Annotated in this window: 14 protein-coding genes and 2 pseudogenes; 10 read left to right on the top strand and 6 right to left on the bottom strand. The window is 61.0% G+C overall.

Going from position 1 to position 16,447, the window contains the following annotated elements; all coding sequences use genetic code 11:
* Positions 1-48 precede the first annotated feature (48 nt).
* Entirely contained in the window at positions 49-1,041 is a 993-nt protein-coding gene (locus ABVK50_RS18555) for a GntR family transcriptional regulator (protein ID WP_353645176.1), read from the bottom strand.
* A gap of 44 nt (positions 1,042-1,085) precedes the next feature.
* On the opposite strand from ABVK50_RS18555, the gene ABVK50_RS18560 reads away from it, so the two are divergent.
* The 4 genes from ABVK50_RS18560 to ABVK50_RS18575 all read left to right on the top strand — a co-directional run bounded on the left by ABVK50_RS18560 (position 1,086) and on the right by ABVK50_RS18575 (position 4,951).
* Positions 1,086-2,108, top strand: a complete 1,023-nt coding sequence (locus tag ABVK50_RS18560; RefSeq protein ID WP_353645175.1) for an ABC transporter permease — start codon at positions 1,086-1,088, stop codon at positions 2,106-2,108.
* 75 nt (positions 2,109-2,183) lie between these two features.
* The gene (locus tag ABVK50_RS18565; RefSeq protein WP_353645889.1) at positions 2,184-3,083 is read left to right on the top strand and encodes an ABC transporter substrate-binding protein; all 900 of its coding nucleotides are present in this window, start codon (positions 2,184-2,186) and stop codon (positions 3,081-3,083) included.
* Positions 3,084-3,149: 66 nt separating this feature from the next.
* Positions 3,150-3,920, top strand: a complete 771-nt coding sequence (locus tag ABVK50_RS18570) for an ATP-binding cassette domain-containing protein (RefSeq protein WP_353645174.1) — start codon at positions 3,150-3,152, stop codon at positions 3,918-3,920.
* On the top strand, positions 3,917-4,951 hold the full coding sequence (locus ABVK50_RS18575) for a zinc-binding alcohol dehydrogenase family protein (RefSeq protein WP_353645173.1): 1,035 nt from the start codon (positions 3,917-3,919) through the stop codon (positions 4,949-4,951). Before ABVK50_RS18570 ends, ABVK50_RS18575 begins: the two co-directional genes overlap by 4 nt.
* A 41-nt stretch (positions 4,952-4,992) precedes the next feature.
* Here the strand turns inward: ABVK50_RS18575 and ABVK50_RS18580 are convergent, their stop codons facing one another.
* Positions 4,993-5,589: a bile acid:sodium symporter gene (locus tag ABVK50_RS18580; RefSeq protein WP_353645172.1), complete on the bottom strand. Its 597-nt coding sequence runs from the start codon at positions 5,587-5,589 to the stop codon at positions 4,993-4,995.
* Positions 5,590-6,442: 853 nt separating this feature from the next.
* Between ABVK50_RS18580 and ABVK50_RS18585 the strand changes: the two are divergent.
* Positions 6,443-7,042: pseudogene (locus ABVK50_RS18585) on the top strand (hypothetical protein); the annotation flags it as partial.
* Between the two features lie 290 nt (positions 7,043-7,332).
* Here ABVK50_RS18585 and ABVK50_RS18590 read toward each other — a convergent pair.
* The 4 genes and pseudogenes from ABVK50_RS18590 to ABVK50_RS18605 all read right to left on the bottom strand — a co-directional run.
* The gene (locus ABVK50_RS18590) at positions 7,333-7,581 is read right to left on the bottom strand and encodes a hypothetical protein (protein ID WP_353645171.1); all 249 of its coding nucleotides are present in this window, start codon (positions 7,579-7,581) and stop codon (positions 7,333-7,335) included.
* The gene (locus tag ABVK50_RS18595; protein WP_353645170.1) at positions 7,578-7,763 is read right to left on the bottom strand and encodes a DUF3606 domain-containing protein; all 186 of its coding nucleotides are present in this window, start codon (positions 7,761-7,763) and stop codon (positions 7,578-7,580) included. Before ABVK50_RS18595 ends, ABVK50_RS18590 begins: the two co-directional genes overlap by 4 nt.
* A 14-nt stretch (positions 7,764-7,777) precedes the next feature.
* Entirely contained in the window at positions 7,778-8,287 is a 510-nt protein-coding gene (locus ABVK50_RS18600; protein ID WP_353645169.1) for a DUF892 family protein, read from the bottom strand.
* A 315-nt stretch (positions 8,288-8,602) separates the two neighbouring features.
* A pseudogene (locus ABVK50_RS18605) lies at positions 8,603-8,734 on the bottom strand (transposase); the annotation flags it as partial.
* A gap of 437 nt (positions 8,735-9,171) precedes the next feature.
* Between ABVK50_RS18605 and ABVK50_RS18610 the strand changes: the two are divergent.
* The 5 genes from ABVK50_RS18610 (at position 9,172) to ABVK50_RS18630 (ending at position 16,358) form a co-directional block, all read left to right on the top strand.
* Positions 9,172-10,149, top strand: coding sequence for a helix-turn-helix domain-containing protein (locus ABVK50_RS18610; protein WP_353645168.1), 978 nt, complete (start codon positions 9,172-9,174; stop codon positions 10,147-10,149).
* Positions 10,150-11,089: 940 nt separating this feature from the next.
* Positions 11,090-12,277, top strand: coding sequence for a glycosyltransferase family 1 protein (locus tag ABVK50_RS18615; protein ID WP_353645167.1), 1,188 nt, complete (start codon positions 11,090-11,092; stop codon positions 12,275-12,277).
* A 2-nt stretch (positions 12,278-12,279) separates the two neighbouring features.
* Entirely contained in the window at positions 12,280-13,422 is a 1,143-nt protein-coding gene (glf, locus tag ABVK50_RS18620) for a UDP-galactopyranose mutase (RefSeq protein ID WP_353645166.1), read from the top strand.
* The gene (locus tag ABVK50_RS18625; RefSeq protein ID WP_353645165.1) at positions 13,419-15,122 is read left to right on the top strand and encodes a dTDP-4-dehydrorhamnose reductase; all 1,704 of its coding nucleotides are present in this window, start codon (positions 13,419-13,421) and stop codon (positions 15,120-15,122) included. Before glf ends, ABVK50_RS18625 begins: the two co-directional genes overlap by 4 nt.
* Before the next feature lie 285 nt (positions 15,123-15,407).
* Positions 15,408-16,358, top strand: coding sequence for a hypothetical protein (locus tag ABVK50_RS18630; RefSeq protein ID WP_353646957.1), 951 nt, complete (start codon positions 15,408-15,410; stop codon positions 16,356-16,358).
* Positions 16,359-16,447 lie beyond the last annotated feature (89 nt).

Consider the following 16,447-nt stretch of genomic DNA (forward strand, 5'->3'; position numbering starts at 1 on the left):
GGGCATTGACGCTGTAGGTCCAGTCGATCCGCTGGTGCTAAGCGCACCCTAGACCGACGAGCTGCTACGCAGGTTCGACGCGAGCGTCTGCTTCGATGAACGAAGATGATCGCGCGCGGCGGCTGTCGCCGCCGCTTCGTCGCGCGCCATGAGCGCATCGATCAGGCGAAGATGCTCGCCGATTGCCCTGAGGTTGCGCTCACACTCGTCGGTTTTGTCCCACTGGAAGTGGTAGTGGAAGATCAATGTGATGACCTTCTGGAACTCGGCTACGAAGCGGTTGTGCACGACGCTGCCGATCGTCGCGTGGAATCGCTCATCGAGAAGCGAGAAATCGTGATAGCGCGCATCGATCTCCTCGGCGAGCCGGCGATGCTCGTCGGCGAGTTCCTCGAGCCTCTGCCATATCGCGTGGTCGCCCGGGAGGGCGACCAGATGCGAAACCGCGTTCAACTCGAGCATGAGGCGGAAATCCGACAGCTCCAGGGCATACTCGCGTGTGAAGCCCACCAGCTCCCAGCCACCCCGTGGGCGCCTGCTGACAAGACCAAACCGGCTGAGCGAAGCGAGGAACTCCTGCAAGCCGTAGGCTGGTACACGGAACTTGCGGGCAAGCTCGGTCACGTTGAGGCTCGTGCCCGGCGGAACGTCGGATCGCAATATCCAGTCCAGGAACTGCCGTTCCAGTTCCTCCTGCGAGATCTGATCGGATTGAACGACGAGGCGATCACCTGCCTTCGGAGCGCGAAGCAGTGATTTGCTTCGGCCTACCCACGCGATGATCCCCTCGCCTTGAAGGCGATCCAACGCCGACCGCACCACGGTTCGGCTGACGTCTAGATGACACGCGAGCGCCAGTTCAGGAGGGAGCTGGTCGCCCCGCTTCAACGTGCCGCAATAGTCCAGCAGTCCGTTGAAGGCCCTCCTGAACCGCTCATCCGTTCGCGCCAAGCTCTCGTTCTCCCGATGGCTGCGCAGCCTATCACGCAAGCTCGATTGACGACAATAATTAAAAACAATTGACTTGATGCTTCCGGCCACGCACCGTGCTTTTAATAATATTGAACCGTGACGGGAGGAACGTCATGTCGGCCGCCGCTAGGAGCGGGCATGCCGTCGGAGGCATGGTGCAATTCAATGCCGAGACACTTCACAAGCTGTCGGCGCTCGCCACGCTCGGCATCCTGATAGGCATTTTCGCCTTCGGGAACGCCGCCTTCCTGTCTGTGAACAACGGGCTGACCATCCTGTTGCAGACCTCGGTCATCGGCCTCCTCGGTATCGGGATGACGATGGTCATCATCACCGGCGGCATCGATCTCAGTGTCGGGTCGGTGCTCGCCTTGTCTGGCACGGCCACCGGCCTCATGGTCAAGGCGGGCGTGCCCGTGCCGCTCGCCATGACAGGCGGGGTCGGCGTCGGCGCGCTCTGCGGACTGGCCAACGGCCTCGTCGTCACCAAGCTGCGTATCACTCCGTTCGTCGCCACGCTCGGCATGATGATGATCGCGCGTGGGGCCGCGCTTCAGCTCACCGGTGCCGCCCCGATTTCGCGGCTGGGCGACGTGTTCGGCAGGCTGGGCAACGGCGCACTGTTCCGCGTTGTCGAGCAGCAGCCGAACGGCCTGTCGAAGGTCGTCTTTCCGGGAATCCCCTATCCTGCGATCCTGTTGCTGGTCGTCGCGCTCATGGCGGCGTTCCTGCTTAAGCGCCGACCGCTCGGACGCCACATCTACGCAACGGGCTCGAATGAGGAGGCGGCGCGGCTTTCGGGCGTCAATGTCGACCGCACAAAAATCGCCGCATACCTGATGTCGGGCGCGCTCGCCGGCCTTGCCGGCAACGTGCTCATGTCGCGCCTCGTCACCGCGCAGCCCAACGAGGGCCTCATGTACGAACTCGACGCGATCGCGTCGGCGGTGATCGGCGGAGCGTCGCTGATGGGCGGCGTAGGCACGATCTCGGGCACCATGATCGGTGCTTTCATAATAGGCGTGCTGCGCAACGGCCTGAATATGGCCGGCGTATCCGCCTTCATCCAGCAGATCATCATCGGCTTCGTCGTCATAGCAGCGGTCTTTGTCGACCAGCTTCGAAGCCGCCGATGAGTGCGACCAACAAGTAACAAGTGGAGGAACACAATGAAGACTTCTCTAAAGACCCTGCTCGCGCTCGGCGTCGTCATGGCCTTGCCGGCGATGGCATCGGCCGGCGAGATCGCCGTGATCGTCAAAACTACAAACTCGAACTTCTGGCAGAACGTCAACAAGGGCGCCAGCGCGGCAATCGCCGGTCAGTCCGAGCACACGATAACTTTCGACGGCCCGGCCGCCGAGTCGGCGATCGCAGACCAGGTCAACCTTGTCGACAACGCGGTCAACCGCGGCGTGGCCGGCATCGTGCTGGCCCCGTCCGATCCTGAATCGCTCATTCCCGCAGTCAAGAGGGCCAACGAGGCCGGCATCCCGGTCACGATCATCGATTCCGCACTCGGCGAAGGAGGCAAGGGCACATTTCAAGCCTTCCTGGCCACCGACAACTGCGCGGCCGGCAAGCTCGCGGCCGACAAGATGATCGAACTCGCCGGCAGCGAGGGCAAGATCGCCGTCATGTCGTATGTCGCGGGTGTTGGCTCGGAGATCGGCCGCGTCGGCTGCTTCGTCGAGCAGATCAAGGCAAATTCCAAGCTCGAGATCGTGGGCCCCTACTATTCGCAGTCGCAGATGGCCACAGCGCTGAACCAGACCACCGACGTTCTTGCCGCCAACCCGGACCTCAAGGGCATCTTCGGCGCCAACGAGCCGACCGCCGTGGGCATGGGCCGCGCCATCCAGCAGGCCGGCAAGGCCGGCCAGATTGCCGCCATCGGTTTCGACGGGAACGAAGACCTGCAAGCCTTCGTCCGCGACGGCACGCTCAACGCGACGTTGGTTCAGGGCTCGTTCCAGATGGGTGAGCTCGGCGTCAAGGCGGTTCTCGACCTGATCGCCGGCAAGTCCGTCGAAGCCCAGATCGATACTGGCGTCGTCCTCGTCACCAAGGACAACATCGACGCCGACGAAGCGAAGAACGTTCTCTATTAGCCAGCCTTGCCGGCGCGGCCGCCTTCGTGCGCCGCGCCGGACTCCTGTATCGACGAAGGGCCCTCCATGTCTCCCCTTGTGGAAATGATCGACATCGAAAAGCATTTTGGTGGCATAAAGGCGGTTAACGAGGTCTCGCTCGACCTTCATGAAGGCGAGGTCGTGGGTGTCCTCGGCCACAACGGCGCGGGCAAGTCCTGCCTCATGCGCATTCTGTCGGGAGCAATGACGGCAAACGCCGGCACCATCCGCGTCGGTGGCGCGGAAGCCATCATCGATTCTCCGCAAGCCGCCCGCCACCTTGGGATCGAGACCATCTACCAGACGCTGGCACTTGCCGACCACCTTGATGCACCCGCCAACCTGTTTCTCGGCCGCGAACTGCGCACGCGTTGGGGCAATCTCGACGACCGGCGGATGCTGGAGGAAGCTCGCAACGTGCTTGCCCGGCTCAATCCCAATTTCCGCAATCTGGGCGATCCGGTGTCGCGGCTGTCTGGCGGGCAGCGCCAGGTCATCGCGATCGCGCGGGCGATCTACTTCGACGTCAAGATAATCATCATGGACGAGCCCACGGCAGCGCTAGGCCCGGCGGAGACAGCCATGGTCGGCGAACTGATAAAGCAACTGAAGCAGGAAGGTATCGGCATCTTTCTGATCAGCCACGATATGCATGACGTTTTCGAGCTTTGCGACCGCGTCATGGTTATGAACCGCGGGCGCAGCGTCGGCTCCCACCGCGTTAGCGAGGTGTCGAAGGACGACGTGCTCAGCCTGATCATCAAGGGCGAACTGCCGGCCGGCTGGGCACCGCGTGACGCGGAGAAATTGCAGTGAATATTACCGGGTTGTTCGAGGCCGATGCCGCGACCATGCTGACTGGTACCTGCGTCGAGCCGGGTCGTTTCGAGCTGCGCGAAGCTGCGGTGCCGATGGAGGCTCCGGAGGGGTGGGCGCTGGTCGACATCAGCGCGGTGGGACTGTGCGGCACGGACTATCACATCTTCGAGGGCAAGCACCCCTATCTGCAATATCCCCGCGTCATCGGCCATGAGCTGAGCGGCCGACTGGTCGCGTCCGCAGGTGGCATGGCGGCCGGCACGCTGGTCGTGGTCAATCCATATCTTTCGTGTGGCTCGTGCCGCGCCTGTCTGCGTGGCAAACCGAATTGCTGCATGCACATCGAGGTTCTCGGTGTGCACCGGGACGGCGGGTTGTGCAGCCGCATCGCGGTTCCCGCCTCCAACCTCTATCCGGCCGACGGGCTCGATGAGTTGCAAGCGGCGATGGTGGAGTTCCTTGCCATCGGCGCACATGCCGTCTCGCGCTCGGGCATCCAGCCGGGCGATCGCGTGCTGGTGACCGGCGCGGGTCCGATCGGCCTCGGGACAGCGCTTTTCGCCACGCTGGAAGGCGCGGATGTCCACCTGCTCGACCTCAGCGCCAAGCGAACGGCGCTGGCGGGCCACAATTTCGGATTCGACCTTCTCTACAATGATCCGGCGCGTATTCTGAAAGGCGATCTGGCGGACGGCTTCGACATCGTCTTCGACGCCACCGGCAACGCCAAGGCCATTGAGGCGGGCTTTCCGCTGCTGGCGCACGGATCGACCTATGTCCTGGTCAGCGTCGTCAAGGACGACATCAGCTTCAGCGACGCGGAGTTCCACAAGCGCGAGGCGCGCGTCGTCGGTAGCCGCAACGCGTTGAGGTCCGACTTCGAGCGGGTGATGGAGGCAATCCGGCAAGGTAGGATCGACACCGGCGCGCTTCTGTCCGCTGAGATCGCGCTCGCCGACCTGCCGTCGCGGTTCGCCGCGCTCGCCGACGACCGCGAGGGATTGATCAAGGCAGTGGTCCGCCCCTGACGGCTTGACATATCAGGCGCCGCGCCTGCTGGATGTCCCCACTACATGGCATAGCAAAGCCTAGTTTGCCTGGGAGCGGATGACACTGCTCTGGGAAACAACGGCAAGCACCGACACTGGATCAGGTGAAACAACATCAGCGGCAGCACGATGAGCGCGATTTGAGCTGCGTCGAACAAGATGCCGGCCATCGGCAACCCCGTCGCAAGGCACTTGGTCGAACCGCAAAAAAGAAGCGCCAGACGATCGCCCCTCGGGATGCTCGCAAATCGGCTCACGATGAAGACGACTGCCATCACGGCACCGAGCAGCAGAACGCAAAGAACGACCAGAAAGGTTATGTCGAACCAGGAAAGACGATGCCAGATCCCAGCGACAACGCCTGCGGAGAAGGCCGAATAGACAATCAGCAGGATCGATCCGCGATCGACAATCACGGTCGCCTGCTTGTTCCGATTCACAAAGGCCACCAACAGCGGCCGCATCAATTGCCCCAACAAGAATGGAAAAAGAATCTGCTGCGCGATCTTCCAGACGGCGCCGAACGGGTCGCCCTCGTTCGTGCTGGGATGGAGCACTATTGCGAGCAGAATCGGGCAAAGCACCACGCCTATCAAATTCGATAGCGAAGCGCGCACAAGGCGCCGGCAACATTGCCGCCGGCAACCGAGATAGATGAGGCGGACGCTCGCTGCGCTGCTCGGCGCGCCGTTCTTTATAGGGCTCATGCGGGCGCCTCGACGTTGACCACGAGCCTTCCAGAAAGAAAGCGAGCCCGCCGATGAGGGCACGGCGATGACAAGATGAGCACGATATGTCCAGATATAGGCGCGAGATCTTTGGCCGGACAGATTTCGAAGCGGAAGGCGTAAGGCCTCCGCCAAGTCGCGCTAGCAATGTCCGCTTTTGGCAAATGAAAAGAGCGGTTGGCATGGCCGACATGAGGGCGCTTTGCCGTCCGTCAGGACCGGGGCCGGAAGCTGTCGGTCCGTTTTCGAAACACAATTGACCGAAGCGGATATTCCGCTGAGGATCCAGCCGTAACGGGGATCACTGCTCCTTCCCGGAACAAAGCGCTTTAACGCGGCGTCGCCCTTCGGAAGCAGGCTTACCTCGACGGTTTCTGGAATGGTTCAATCTCCTGCTGCTCGACCGATGGGTGTTGCGCGGCGGAATCCGGATTCCTAGCGCCGGCATCCCGCCCACCTGCGGATTGAGAGCCAGCCCGAGGATAGTATCTCCGCGCCGGCCAGCAGCGCCGCCAGCGCATAGCCGCCGGCGAACGCCGCGCGCCGATGCGGCGCCGGAAGGCTAAACCAGGGCAAGGTAGCCTCTCATCCACGCGATCGTGGTGAAGTAGCAGGCCGGGCGGCAGGAGCACCAAAGCCGCTTAGATAAGTCGCCCTGTATGCCGCCAAAAGCCTCATGGACAGCAAGATTAGCGGAGCGAGCCCGACGACATATCTGACCATGGACGCCAGGTTTGTCAGTATGGTCTTTCGACTCCAGGCACTGCAACGCTGGAGTTCGGCGTCTTCGCTGCGGGATGTGAAGGCACGGATGCGGCCGCTGTTCACGCAAGAACGGGTGGCGGTTTCGGCGGAACGGTTTGTGGACAGTCTGCTGAGTGATGAGCCGTGCAAGACAGGCTGGATGCGGGCCGACGCCGCCGGAGATCCTGGTCCGTGACATCAGCAGGCCATCCTGGGCCACGGCCGGTGGGATGCCGATGCGCTACGCAACATCGTGCACGACTATGCGCTCGAGACACTGGCCGATCCCGACGCCGGCGATTATGACGATGCGTTCGCCGGCGTGTGGACACGCGGCCTCCTGATCCGTCGCAACATCACTGACGGCGATCTCGCCTGCTTCTCGACATGGTGCCCGAAGGACACCCACATCGAAACGCTGGTGAGGGTGGAACGCCGCTGGGCGATCGAGGACAGCTTCGAGACCGCCAAGAACGAACTTGGTTTCGACCACAACGAGACCCGTTCCTGGCACGGCTGGCACCGTCACGTCTCGCTGGTCATGCTCGTCTTCGCCATGATGGCTGCGATCCGGCATCGCGCCAACGCCGCGCCGCCCCCAAAACAATGCGCCGGACAAGCCCCAGAACCCGCCCCTGATCCGCTGGTCGACCCAGGGAATCCGCCGTGTCGCAACACGCCTCTCCCGACGGCGCATCCACCCCGCACACGTCATTGCATGGTCGCTGTGGCGGCGAGCGCATCAGGCCGAAGCACGACGGGCATACCTCAAATCAAACGCGCAACTGTAATACTAGGAGCACCATTGCACAACAGCGAGGCTCGCCCTGTTGATTTGCGGAGCGACCGCAATCAACAGCCGAAAATCTAGCCGAGACTACGTATTAACTAATGCGGGACGTATTGGCTCGTCAATCGACTTGGCAAATCATCTTTTTTGTAGATCGAGCCGGTGCGGTTAAGCGACCGAAGCATGTCGAGCGCCTTTCGGTCATCCAGCGTATTGCCCCAGGTTCGCTCAATACATAACAACGTGAAGTCTCGCGGCCCGAATTTTGTCCTGGCAATAGCTATCTGACCGCGAATTTCGCTCTTGATGGCGTCGTCGAGCGGAACGATCTCGGCGCCGCGCTTCATTTCTTGAGCTTTCTTGCCTCGCGCTCCAGCATGCCGGGATCGTTGCCGTGGCGCTCGATCAGACGTTTTGCCTGAGCCGGCGAGATATCGAATTTGTCGGCGAGGTCCCGGACTTCATAGTCTTGGTTGGCCGCCACGCGTCTCCGGTCCTGTCCGCCAATTTTGGTCTTGTCGCCTGCCATGGTGCTCTCCTGCGCTACCTCTTCGCCTCGTCGCGATCGGCTTCCGCCCGGGCCAGGAACATTGCAGTTGTCGGGTCCAGGTTTTGGCGCAGCCATTCCGCCATCGCCTCTTCCTCTCGCAAATTTTGCTCGCAGACCCTCACCACCTCGGTTTCCCCGGCGGCATTGGCTGCCGCGATAAGGATGGTGTAGGAGGCGATTTCCATGTGCTCGAAGGTGTAGCTCGCCAGCGATCCCTTCATGACCTCATCGCCCGCGAACACGCCGCTGACTGATTGTGCCGTAGCCATCAGCTTGCCGCTGGCAGCTTTCAACGTCGAGGTGCCTTCGCCGATCCTGTCCAGGCATTCTTTCAGCCTGGAAGCCTGCTCCTTCGTTTCGTCGAGATGGAGCTGGATGCGTTGACGCAGCTCAGGGTAATTCTCAAGCCGGCTTAACTGGCCCGACAACATGGTTTCGGCCTGCTCCTCCATGGCATGAGCATCCCGCAGCCATTGGATCAGCCATTCACGCGCTTCTGACATTCAACTCTCCCATTACATTGGTGGCCAGAAACCTGGCGGCGGGGTGAATGTTCCGAAAAAAATTGGTGGCTTGATATTGATTCCAACTCGCGGTCCTGGAGCCTGCAGCGGGCAGACCTATTCGCAAGGCCGGCTTTCGGGCGGCGGGGCAAAATTGGTACAACGAGAATGGTCTGCGCAGCCTACAGGCACGTCACGTGGGCTGTGGTTCTGACATGTCGCATTGAGCACCTTTGGCGACCGCCGCCTTGATGCTCTCATGGGCGTCGGAGATGACGAGCTTGCGCAGGAATTCCGTCCAGATCGGCTCACCGTGAGCGCCTTCTCGGCCATGCGCCGCGGCTCCAGTAACGAAGAAAAGTAGGAACCCTTCCTCAGCTTCGGGATGCGCAGTTCGACCGTGCCGGCGCGTATCGCCCAGTTCCCTTCTCGATAACTGTTGCGCTGGGGCCGTCCGTAGCAGGTTCTTCTCGCTATAGGCGGCGCCGGTGCGCCAACCACCTCCATCTCCATCGGGGGTTGACGTGTCGGCATTCGTGGTCGAGGCAATCGCGGCAATCAGGAAGATCGCTGCGGGCGCGCATCTTGCTCGGCTTGCAGCACCTCATGGCCACAGCTGGAGGTCCGTGATGAAGAGAGCCGCTTAGTCCTCGATTTCCCGTTCATAACGGCCCTCTGGTGACATTGGCTGATATGCCGGTCGGCTGTTGTTCATTGGCCGAGATCACGATCCGGGGGCTTAAATTTCAGTATGGAAAGAGCGAGCCGAGCCCTAACAGGCAGAGCCGAGTTCATTGGCGAGATCTGGTTCTGAGCCAGCGCGGCCGCTTGAACAATATGCATCCCAAAACATTGATAGGTGGGACTACATATTTGGATCCGCCATGGACCTTCCGCTCAAGAACAACCGCAACTTCCTGACGATCAACGCCACGGATGGACTGGAGGTTCTGAAGGGGCTTTCGTCCCCTGTACGCATAAATATTCTCAAGCTTCTCCATTCGCGCGGACCGCTCAACGTCAACGAGATCAGCGACGCGCTGTCACTACCGCAGTCGACGGTCGCGACGAACGTCCAGGTGCTGGAAAGCTGCGACCTCATCCGCACGGAAACGGTGAAGGCGACCAAGGGCCAGCAAAAGATCTGCGCGGCGCGCTTCGACGAGATCGTGCTGCGCTTCGACGACTACGACCTCAAGACCCGGTCGAATGTGATCGAGCTCTCGATGCCGCTCGGCCTCTACACCAATTGCAGCGTGTCGCCGCCCTGCGGCCTGTGCTCGAGCGAGGCCGTTATCGGTCTCCTCGACGTGCCCGACTTCTTTCTCGACCCGGACCGGATGAAGGCGGGGCTGATCTGGTTCGAACGCGGCCATGTCGAATACAAGTTTCCGAACAACGCAAAAATCCTGCAGGCCGAGATCGAGGCGCTCGAGTTCAGCATGGAACTGTCGTCGGACGTGCCCGGCACGAACGCCAACTGGCCTTCCAACGTCAGCGTCTGGGTGAACGACGTTCTGGTCGGCACCTGGACCTCGCCTGGCGATTTCGGCGACAAGCGCGGCATCTACACGCCGCGCTGGTGGAAGCTCGAAGGCTCGCAATATGGTCACCTGAAGACCTGGAAGATCACGGCCGATGGGAGCTATCTCGACGGCGAGACAACCTCGGATGTGACGCTCGACCAGCTTCACCTCGCCGAGCACCACTCGATACGCTTGCGGGTCGGCATCGACGAGCACGCCGAGCATCCGGGGGGCGTGAACATCTTCGGCAAGGGTTTCGGCAATCACGATCAGGATATCATCCTGCGCCTGCATATTCGGCGGGACTCCGAACGCGCCAACGCCCCCGCGAGTTGACCGAACGGCACACAGACCTGTCCGCTGGCCATCCACCGCCACCTCAAAATCGGCACGATGATGGGGATATTGCGACCCTGTGACAATCAGTCTCCTGCCAAGCTACGAATTCTGACGGCTGCATGCCGACTGTCGCACGTCCGGGATCGATTCGCATCGTAGCGAGTTTCAGCCGATCCAGCGGGAGTATTGGGTTATGGCTGAGAACAAACCAACGGCGAAAGACGACTTGAGGTTAGCGTCGTCCAGTGAAGAGTCATATGAAGTCACGGCGTTCGCCAAGAAATACGGTTTGCTGGAAAGTGAGGCGGCACTGATAATTAAGAGAAAGGGCTCATCCAAAAAGAAGCTCGATGCGTACATGGCATCTCGAAAGACATAGCTGAGCCCGCGCATCAGTTGTGCGATGCAAACCCAAGTTTCCCGGTACCAAGTCGCCCACCAAACGCAGTGATGCGAACTACATCACTGCCGAAACCAGCGGCAGCCGCTGTCCGCCGCAACAAATCAATACAGCACCAGCGAAAGCACGCGGCCATGGCCTTTCGCAGAGTTTCCGCGAAGCTGGCGAAAAGCGGCGGCGCCGCGCGGATCAAGCCCGGGCCGATAAATCGCGTTGGAACTTGTCGGCGCACAGGCCGCCATCCGGCAAAGCCGAAATCGGCAATCGTGCCCATCGACAAACCCAAAAACTCGCCCGTGGGCGCCGGTAATTCACCGCGGGACAATTATCCAGCCGGCGCAGGTCTGCTCTACAATGAGGACGTGGCAGCGGTTTAGCATACAGCCTCTCTAGAACAAAATATTTTACTGGAACAAAGCTAACCCCAGCAAGTTTTTCAGCCCTTAACGTCTCCGGACCCCATTGGACTAGAGCCACGGATACGGCCTGGAATGACTTGAGTTCGTACCACCTACATGCCTCCTCGGCATCCAAAACATGGACATCCACATGCACGACCGTCTTGCTTCAAAAATATTCACAAGTTCAGGGCCTGACGCAGTTCTAATATGTTTTTCGCACCTTAGATGGGATTTTGTGTTCCAGAGACCTCAACACCTTCTTACAAGAGCTTCCGATACCCACAATGTACTCTATTTCGAGGAACCTATATTCGATGAAGTTGGACTTCCCGCCATGTATATTAGTGCGCCGACCCCGCGCATTCGTGTTGTGACGCCCGTACTGCCGAATGGGACGGCAAGTGCGGCAGCGGTTTCGATGCAGAAGAGCTTGGTCGATGAACTGCTTGCGGCCTTTCCGTCCTATAAGCGTCTGGTTGCCTGGTACTATACACCGATAGCGCTGCCCTTCAGCGCGCACCTTCAGGCTGACATCCGCGTCTATGATTGCATGGATGAGTTATCGAGCTTCAAGGATGCACCGGCGGAGCTTGCGAGGCGGGAGACGGCGCTGTTTGCGACAGCCGACCTGGTGTTTGCCGGCGGACAGAGCCTCTATGCGGCAAAGCGCGGTCTTCACCCTCGCGTCTATGCATTTCCCAGCAGCATCGATGCTTCCCACTTCAACAAAGCGCGCGACAGCTTTGACGAACCAGCGGATCAGGCCGGAATAGGCTATCCGCGCATCGGCTTTTTCGGCGTCATCGATGAACGCATGGATCTCGACCTGGTTGCGGCAACCGCGAGCCAGATGCCTGAGTACCAATTCGTCATGCTGGGGCCGGTGGTCAAGATCGACCCCGCATCGCTACCACAAGCCCCGAATCTTCATTGGTTGGGCAGCAAATCCTACGACGAACTCCCCGCATATCTCGCCCATTGGACCGCTGGCTGGATGCCTTTCGCTCTGAACGAATCGACGCGCTACATCAGTCCGACCAAGACGCCGGAATTCCTGGCCGCCGGATTGCCCGTCGTGTCGACGGCGATCGCCGACGTGGTTCGGCCTTATGGTGCGATGGGTCTCGTCCAGATCGCCGGGCTCCGGGACATGGCGGCGAAACTGGCCGCTGCCACCAAGTCAGCCGGAGATCATGAATGGCTGAAAAACGTGGACGCCTACATTGCGGGGATATCGTGGGACCGGACTTGGGAAGCCATGGCCGCGCATCTCGATCGCATCCATTCCCTGAACGGCGCCGCTCTCATGCGCAAGGGGGCCTGACCGTGTTCGACTGGCTGATTGTTGGAGCCGGCTTCGCGGGCAGCGTGCTGGCGGAGCGCATTGCGTCCCAGCGGGGCGAAACCGTGCTGATCATCGACCGGCGCAGCCATATCGGCGGTAACGCTTATGACTGCTATGACGACGCCGGCATCCTGGTCCATCGCTACGGCCCGCACATCTTTCACACCAATGCGCAGTCGATCGTCGATTACCTGTCGCGTTTCACCGAGTGGCGGCCCTACGAGCACCGCGTGCTTGCAGCCGTCGATGGCAAGTTGCTGCCAATCCCGATCAATCTCGATACCGTGAACCGGCTCTACAATCTCGAACTCACCTCGGAGCAGTTGGAGGACTTCTTCGCTTCGCGGCGCGAGATCGTCGAAGAAGTCCGGACCTCCGAGGATGTGGTGGTGAGCACCATTGGCAGGGAGCTCTATGAAAAGTTCTTTCGCGGCTACACCAGGAAGCAGTGGGGCGTCGATCCCTCGGAACTCAGCAAATCGGTGACCGCACGGGTACCCACGCGCACCAATCGCGACGACCGCTATTTCGGCGACAGCTTCCAGTGCATGCCGGCGCATGGCTATACCCGCATGTTCGAGCGCATGCTGGATCACCCGAAGATAACGATCATGCTGCAGACGGATTATCGCGAAATCCGCGACCAAATCCCGTTTAAGCGCCTTATCTTCACCGGTCCTGTCGACGAGTTCTTCGACTGGAAACTTGGAAGGCTGCCCTATCGCTCGCTGCGTTTCGAGCACGTAACCGTGGATCAGGAGCAGTTTCAGCCGGTCGCGGTGGTCAACTATCCGCAGGCGGAGAATTACACCCGCATCACCGAGTACAAGCACCTGACGGGGCAGCAGCACCCCCGGACCAGCCTGACCTATGAGCACCCGACTGCGATCGGCGATCCGTATTATCCGGTGCCCCGGGCCGAGAACGAGGCGCTTTACAAGCAGTATAGGATGTTGGCGCAGCAGAGGCCGGACGTTTGGTTTGTCGGCCGGCTGGCGACCTATCGCTACTACAACATGGACCAGGTTGTGGGGCAGGCCCTGGCGACGTTCGCCAGGATCCAGAAGGAGGACTCGGAGCCGGCCACGCCGGCGGCCGGTTACATGGCCGCGGCCGTGCAATGAGCCTTGCGCATGGTCTGGAACTCTGGGGCGGGCTGGAGTGCAGCGTCGTACGCATCGGCGGCGACGTGCGCAATCAGCTCGTCGAAACTGACCATCATGAGCGAGCCGGCGATCTCGGTCTGGTCGCTGAGTTGGGCATCCGGACGCTACGCTATCCCGTCCTCTGGGAAACGGTTTCGCGGTCGCCGGATGATGATGACTGGCGCTGGCACGATGCCCAGCTGAAACAACTCCGCACACTCGGCATGTCCCCGATCGCCGGACTGATGCATCACGGCTCCGGCCCCTTTTGGTGCGATGTCCTTCATCCGGATTTTCCCGCGGCCCTGGCGCGACACGCCGCTAATGTCGCCCGCCGCTATCCCTGGATAACGATGTTCACGCCGGTCAACGAGCCTATGACGACGGCGCGGCTTTGCGGGCTCTACGGCCACTGGTATCCGCATGGGCGCGACGAGGTGACCTGTTTCGCTGTCGTCGTCGCCGAGTGCCTGGCGACCGCCGCGGCGATGCGAGAGATCAGGCGGATCACCCCTTCGGCGAAGCTCGTCCAGACGGAAGATATCGGGCGGGTCTTCGCCACCCCCCTGCTTCAATACCAAGCCGATCATGAAAACGAGCGGCGGTGGCTGGCGCTGGACCTGCTCGCCGGGCGTGTCGACCGCCATCACCCGTTCCATCGGCGGCTTCTGGACCACGGCATCGACGAGCGGCATCTCGACTGGCTCGCTCAAAACCCCTGTCCGCCGGACCTAATCGGCATAGACCAGTACCTGACCAGCGATCGCTTTCTCGACGAAAAGACCGAAAACCATCTGGGCGAGGCGCCGGGCGGCAATCAGTGGCATTCCTACGTGGACGTCGCCGCGGTGAACGCCGGCGTGCCCGCCGCGGAAAGCGGTTTCCTGCCCCGGATTGAGGAAGCCTGGAACCGTTACGGCATTCCGCTGGCGCTGACCGAAGTGCACAATGGCTGCACGCGCGAGGAACAACTGCGATGGCTTAAGGAAGCATGGGGCGCGGCCAACGCCGCGCGGGCCGGCGGCATCAATCTTCGCGCCGTATCCGTTTGGTCACTGTTCGGAGCCGCCGACTGGAATTCACTCCTGACCCGGCGCAAGGGCTTCTATGAATCGGGAGCGTTCGACGTCCGCTTTTCGCCGCCGAGACCGACCGGAATCGCGACGTTCGCTCGTGAGGTGATCCGCGCGGGTTCGTTCGATCATCCCGTGCTGGACCGGCCGGGGTGGTGGAGGGCCGACGAGCATCGAACCGCTTCGCCTCTCCGTCCGATCCTGTTGGCGCAGTCGGACGGGTTGGCGCGGACCGTCATCAGCTGCTGCGACACGAGGCGGCTCGACACCACGACTCCGGAGAGCCAGGCTTCTGACGCAGGCAAGCCCTGGGCGGCTGTAGAGGCAGAAAGTGGATTCGGCGGCGGCCGCGCCCGAAAATTTGGCTCGTCGCTTCGCCTTACATGCCGCTACGCGCCATTTGAGGATAGCGCTCCGTCGTTGGTGGTCGAGGCGGCCCACACATTCGATCCGGTCCACGTCGTCAACGCCTTCCTTGATCTAATGGTCGACGGCGCGACCGGGCGATTGCGCATGACGCGAGCCGAAGCTTGGGGTCAGTATACGTTCGAGGCCGCCAACCGGAGCATTCCGGCGAATGCCACGGCCGTGCGACGGGCGGTCTGAATGCGGCTTGAGGCCGCATGCCGCTGATCGCCTTGCCACCTTCGCTCATTTGTTGAGCAATCCCTACTCCTGCAAATAGTTGAGGATATTGCCCGGATCGCACCGATTGGATGTGCTCGCGATGGTATTCTGCTTGGGTGAGCGATTCGACAGGCTTGCGCGAGGCACTTCAAGTAAGTGCCGATAGGTGGGGTTGTAACGCTCGGTACGTTACCGTACATGCCGGCCGACCGCGCGTGGAGAACGGGGCATTCTTGGCGCGTCTATAGCAGTCCCTCGATAAATGTGAGCGCCCTGGGCAAGGCAATCGCGATGAGAATAAGCTTCGAAAGCAACGTATTTCTTCTGTTCAATCCCGCATCGCTGGACGATCTGAAAGATCCATGTCCGGTTTTCGATAGCAAGCTCTGGCATGTATTCGGCTCGGGCGGCACGGTGACGACAGAGACCTGGGGCATTTTCCACGCCACATCGCCCAACCTCTACGGTCCTTGGACCGAACACGACATCATCTCGCTGGTAATCAGCGGATCTGGCGTCGCGGCGCCCGGTGTCACGTTCGACGACGGCGTCTTCCACATGTTCATTCAGACGGAGTTCATGAAATCCGGCGGCCGGTGCGAGCACGCGGTATCCAATGACGGCTTTAACTGGGTGGTGCTTAAACCCGCGATCATTTCGTTGCCAGATACGGACGAAGACGGCATCTACGATCCGCACCCCGCCTTTATCGGGGGCGTCAGGTACATCGTCTACTCCGGTATGCCGAAATTTACGAAAGTGCCGCAGCCCGACATCTATCTCGCCCGTAGTACGTCCAACACCTGGTTCGGTCCATGGTATCGAATTGGGAAGATACTCGACCACAACGACCTCCCCCATCACAATCCCCGCGAGCATCCGGATTACGAATGGGGGATTGAGGGCGCGCAACTGGTCGAGCTGCCGGACGGCCGCGTGCTGCTCAACGCAACCTGCTTCCTGCCGAGCGGGGCGCGCGGAAGCCGCCAGCGCGTCTTCTTTGCTACTTCCGACAATGTTGAGGGGCCATACCGGACGCTGGGACCGGTGCTCGATTTAAAAGAGCCTGGAGAAAACGGCCATTCGACGGTGATGATCAACGACAACGAACTGACGCTCTTCTATCAGAGCCGGGTTCGGGCCACCAACAACCGTTGGCGCTTCGGCATCGCCAAATGCAGTCTGGGCGAGCCAGCCGTTGCACAGGTGGCCTAGCTTCGGCGCACTAACGAGGCGGTCCGAGGCTCAGCGAGACAAAATCATGCTCTGGGAGTAGTCCACGCTCGTTGCGGACCTGCCCTGGG

Origin of the sequence: Mesorhizobium sp. WSM2240, assembly GCF_040438645.1 — a bacterium.
Classification (GTDB): Bacteria; Pseudomonadota; Alphaproteobacteria; order Rhizobiales; family Rhizobiaceae; genus Allomesorhizobium.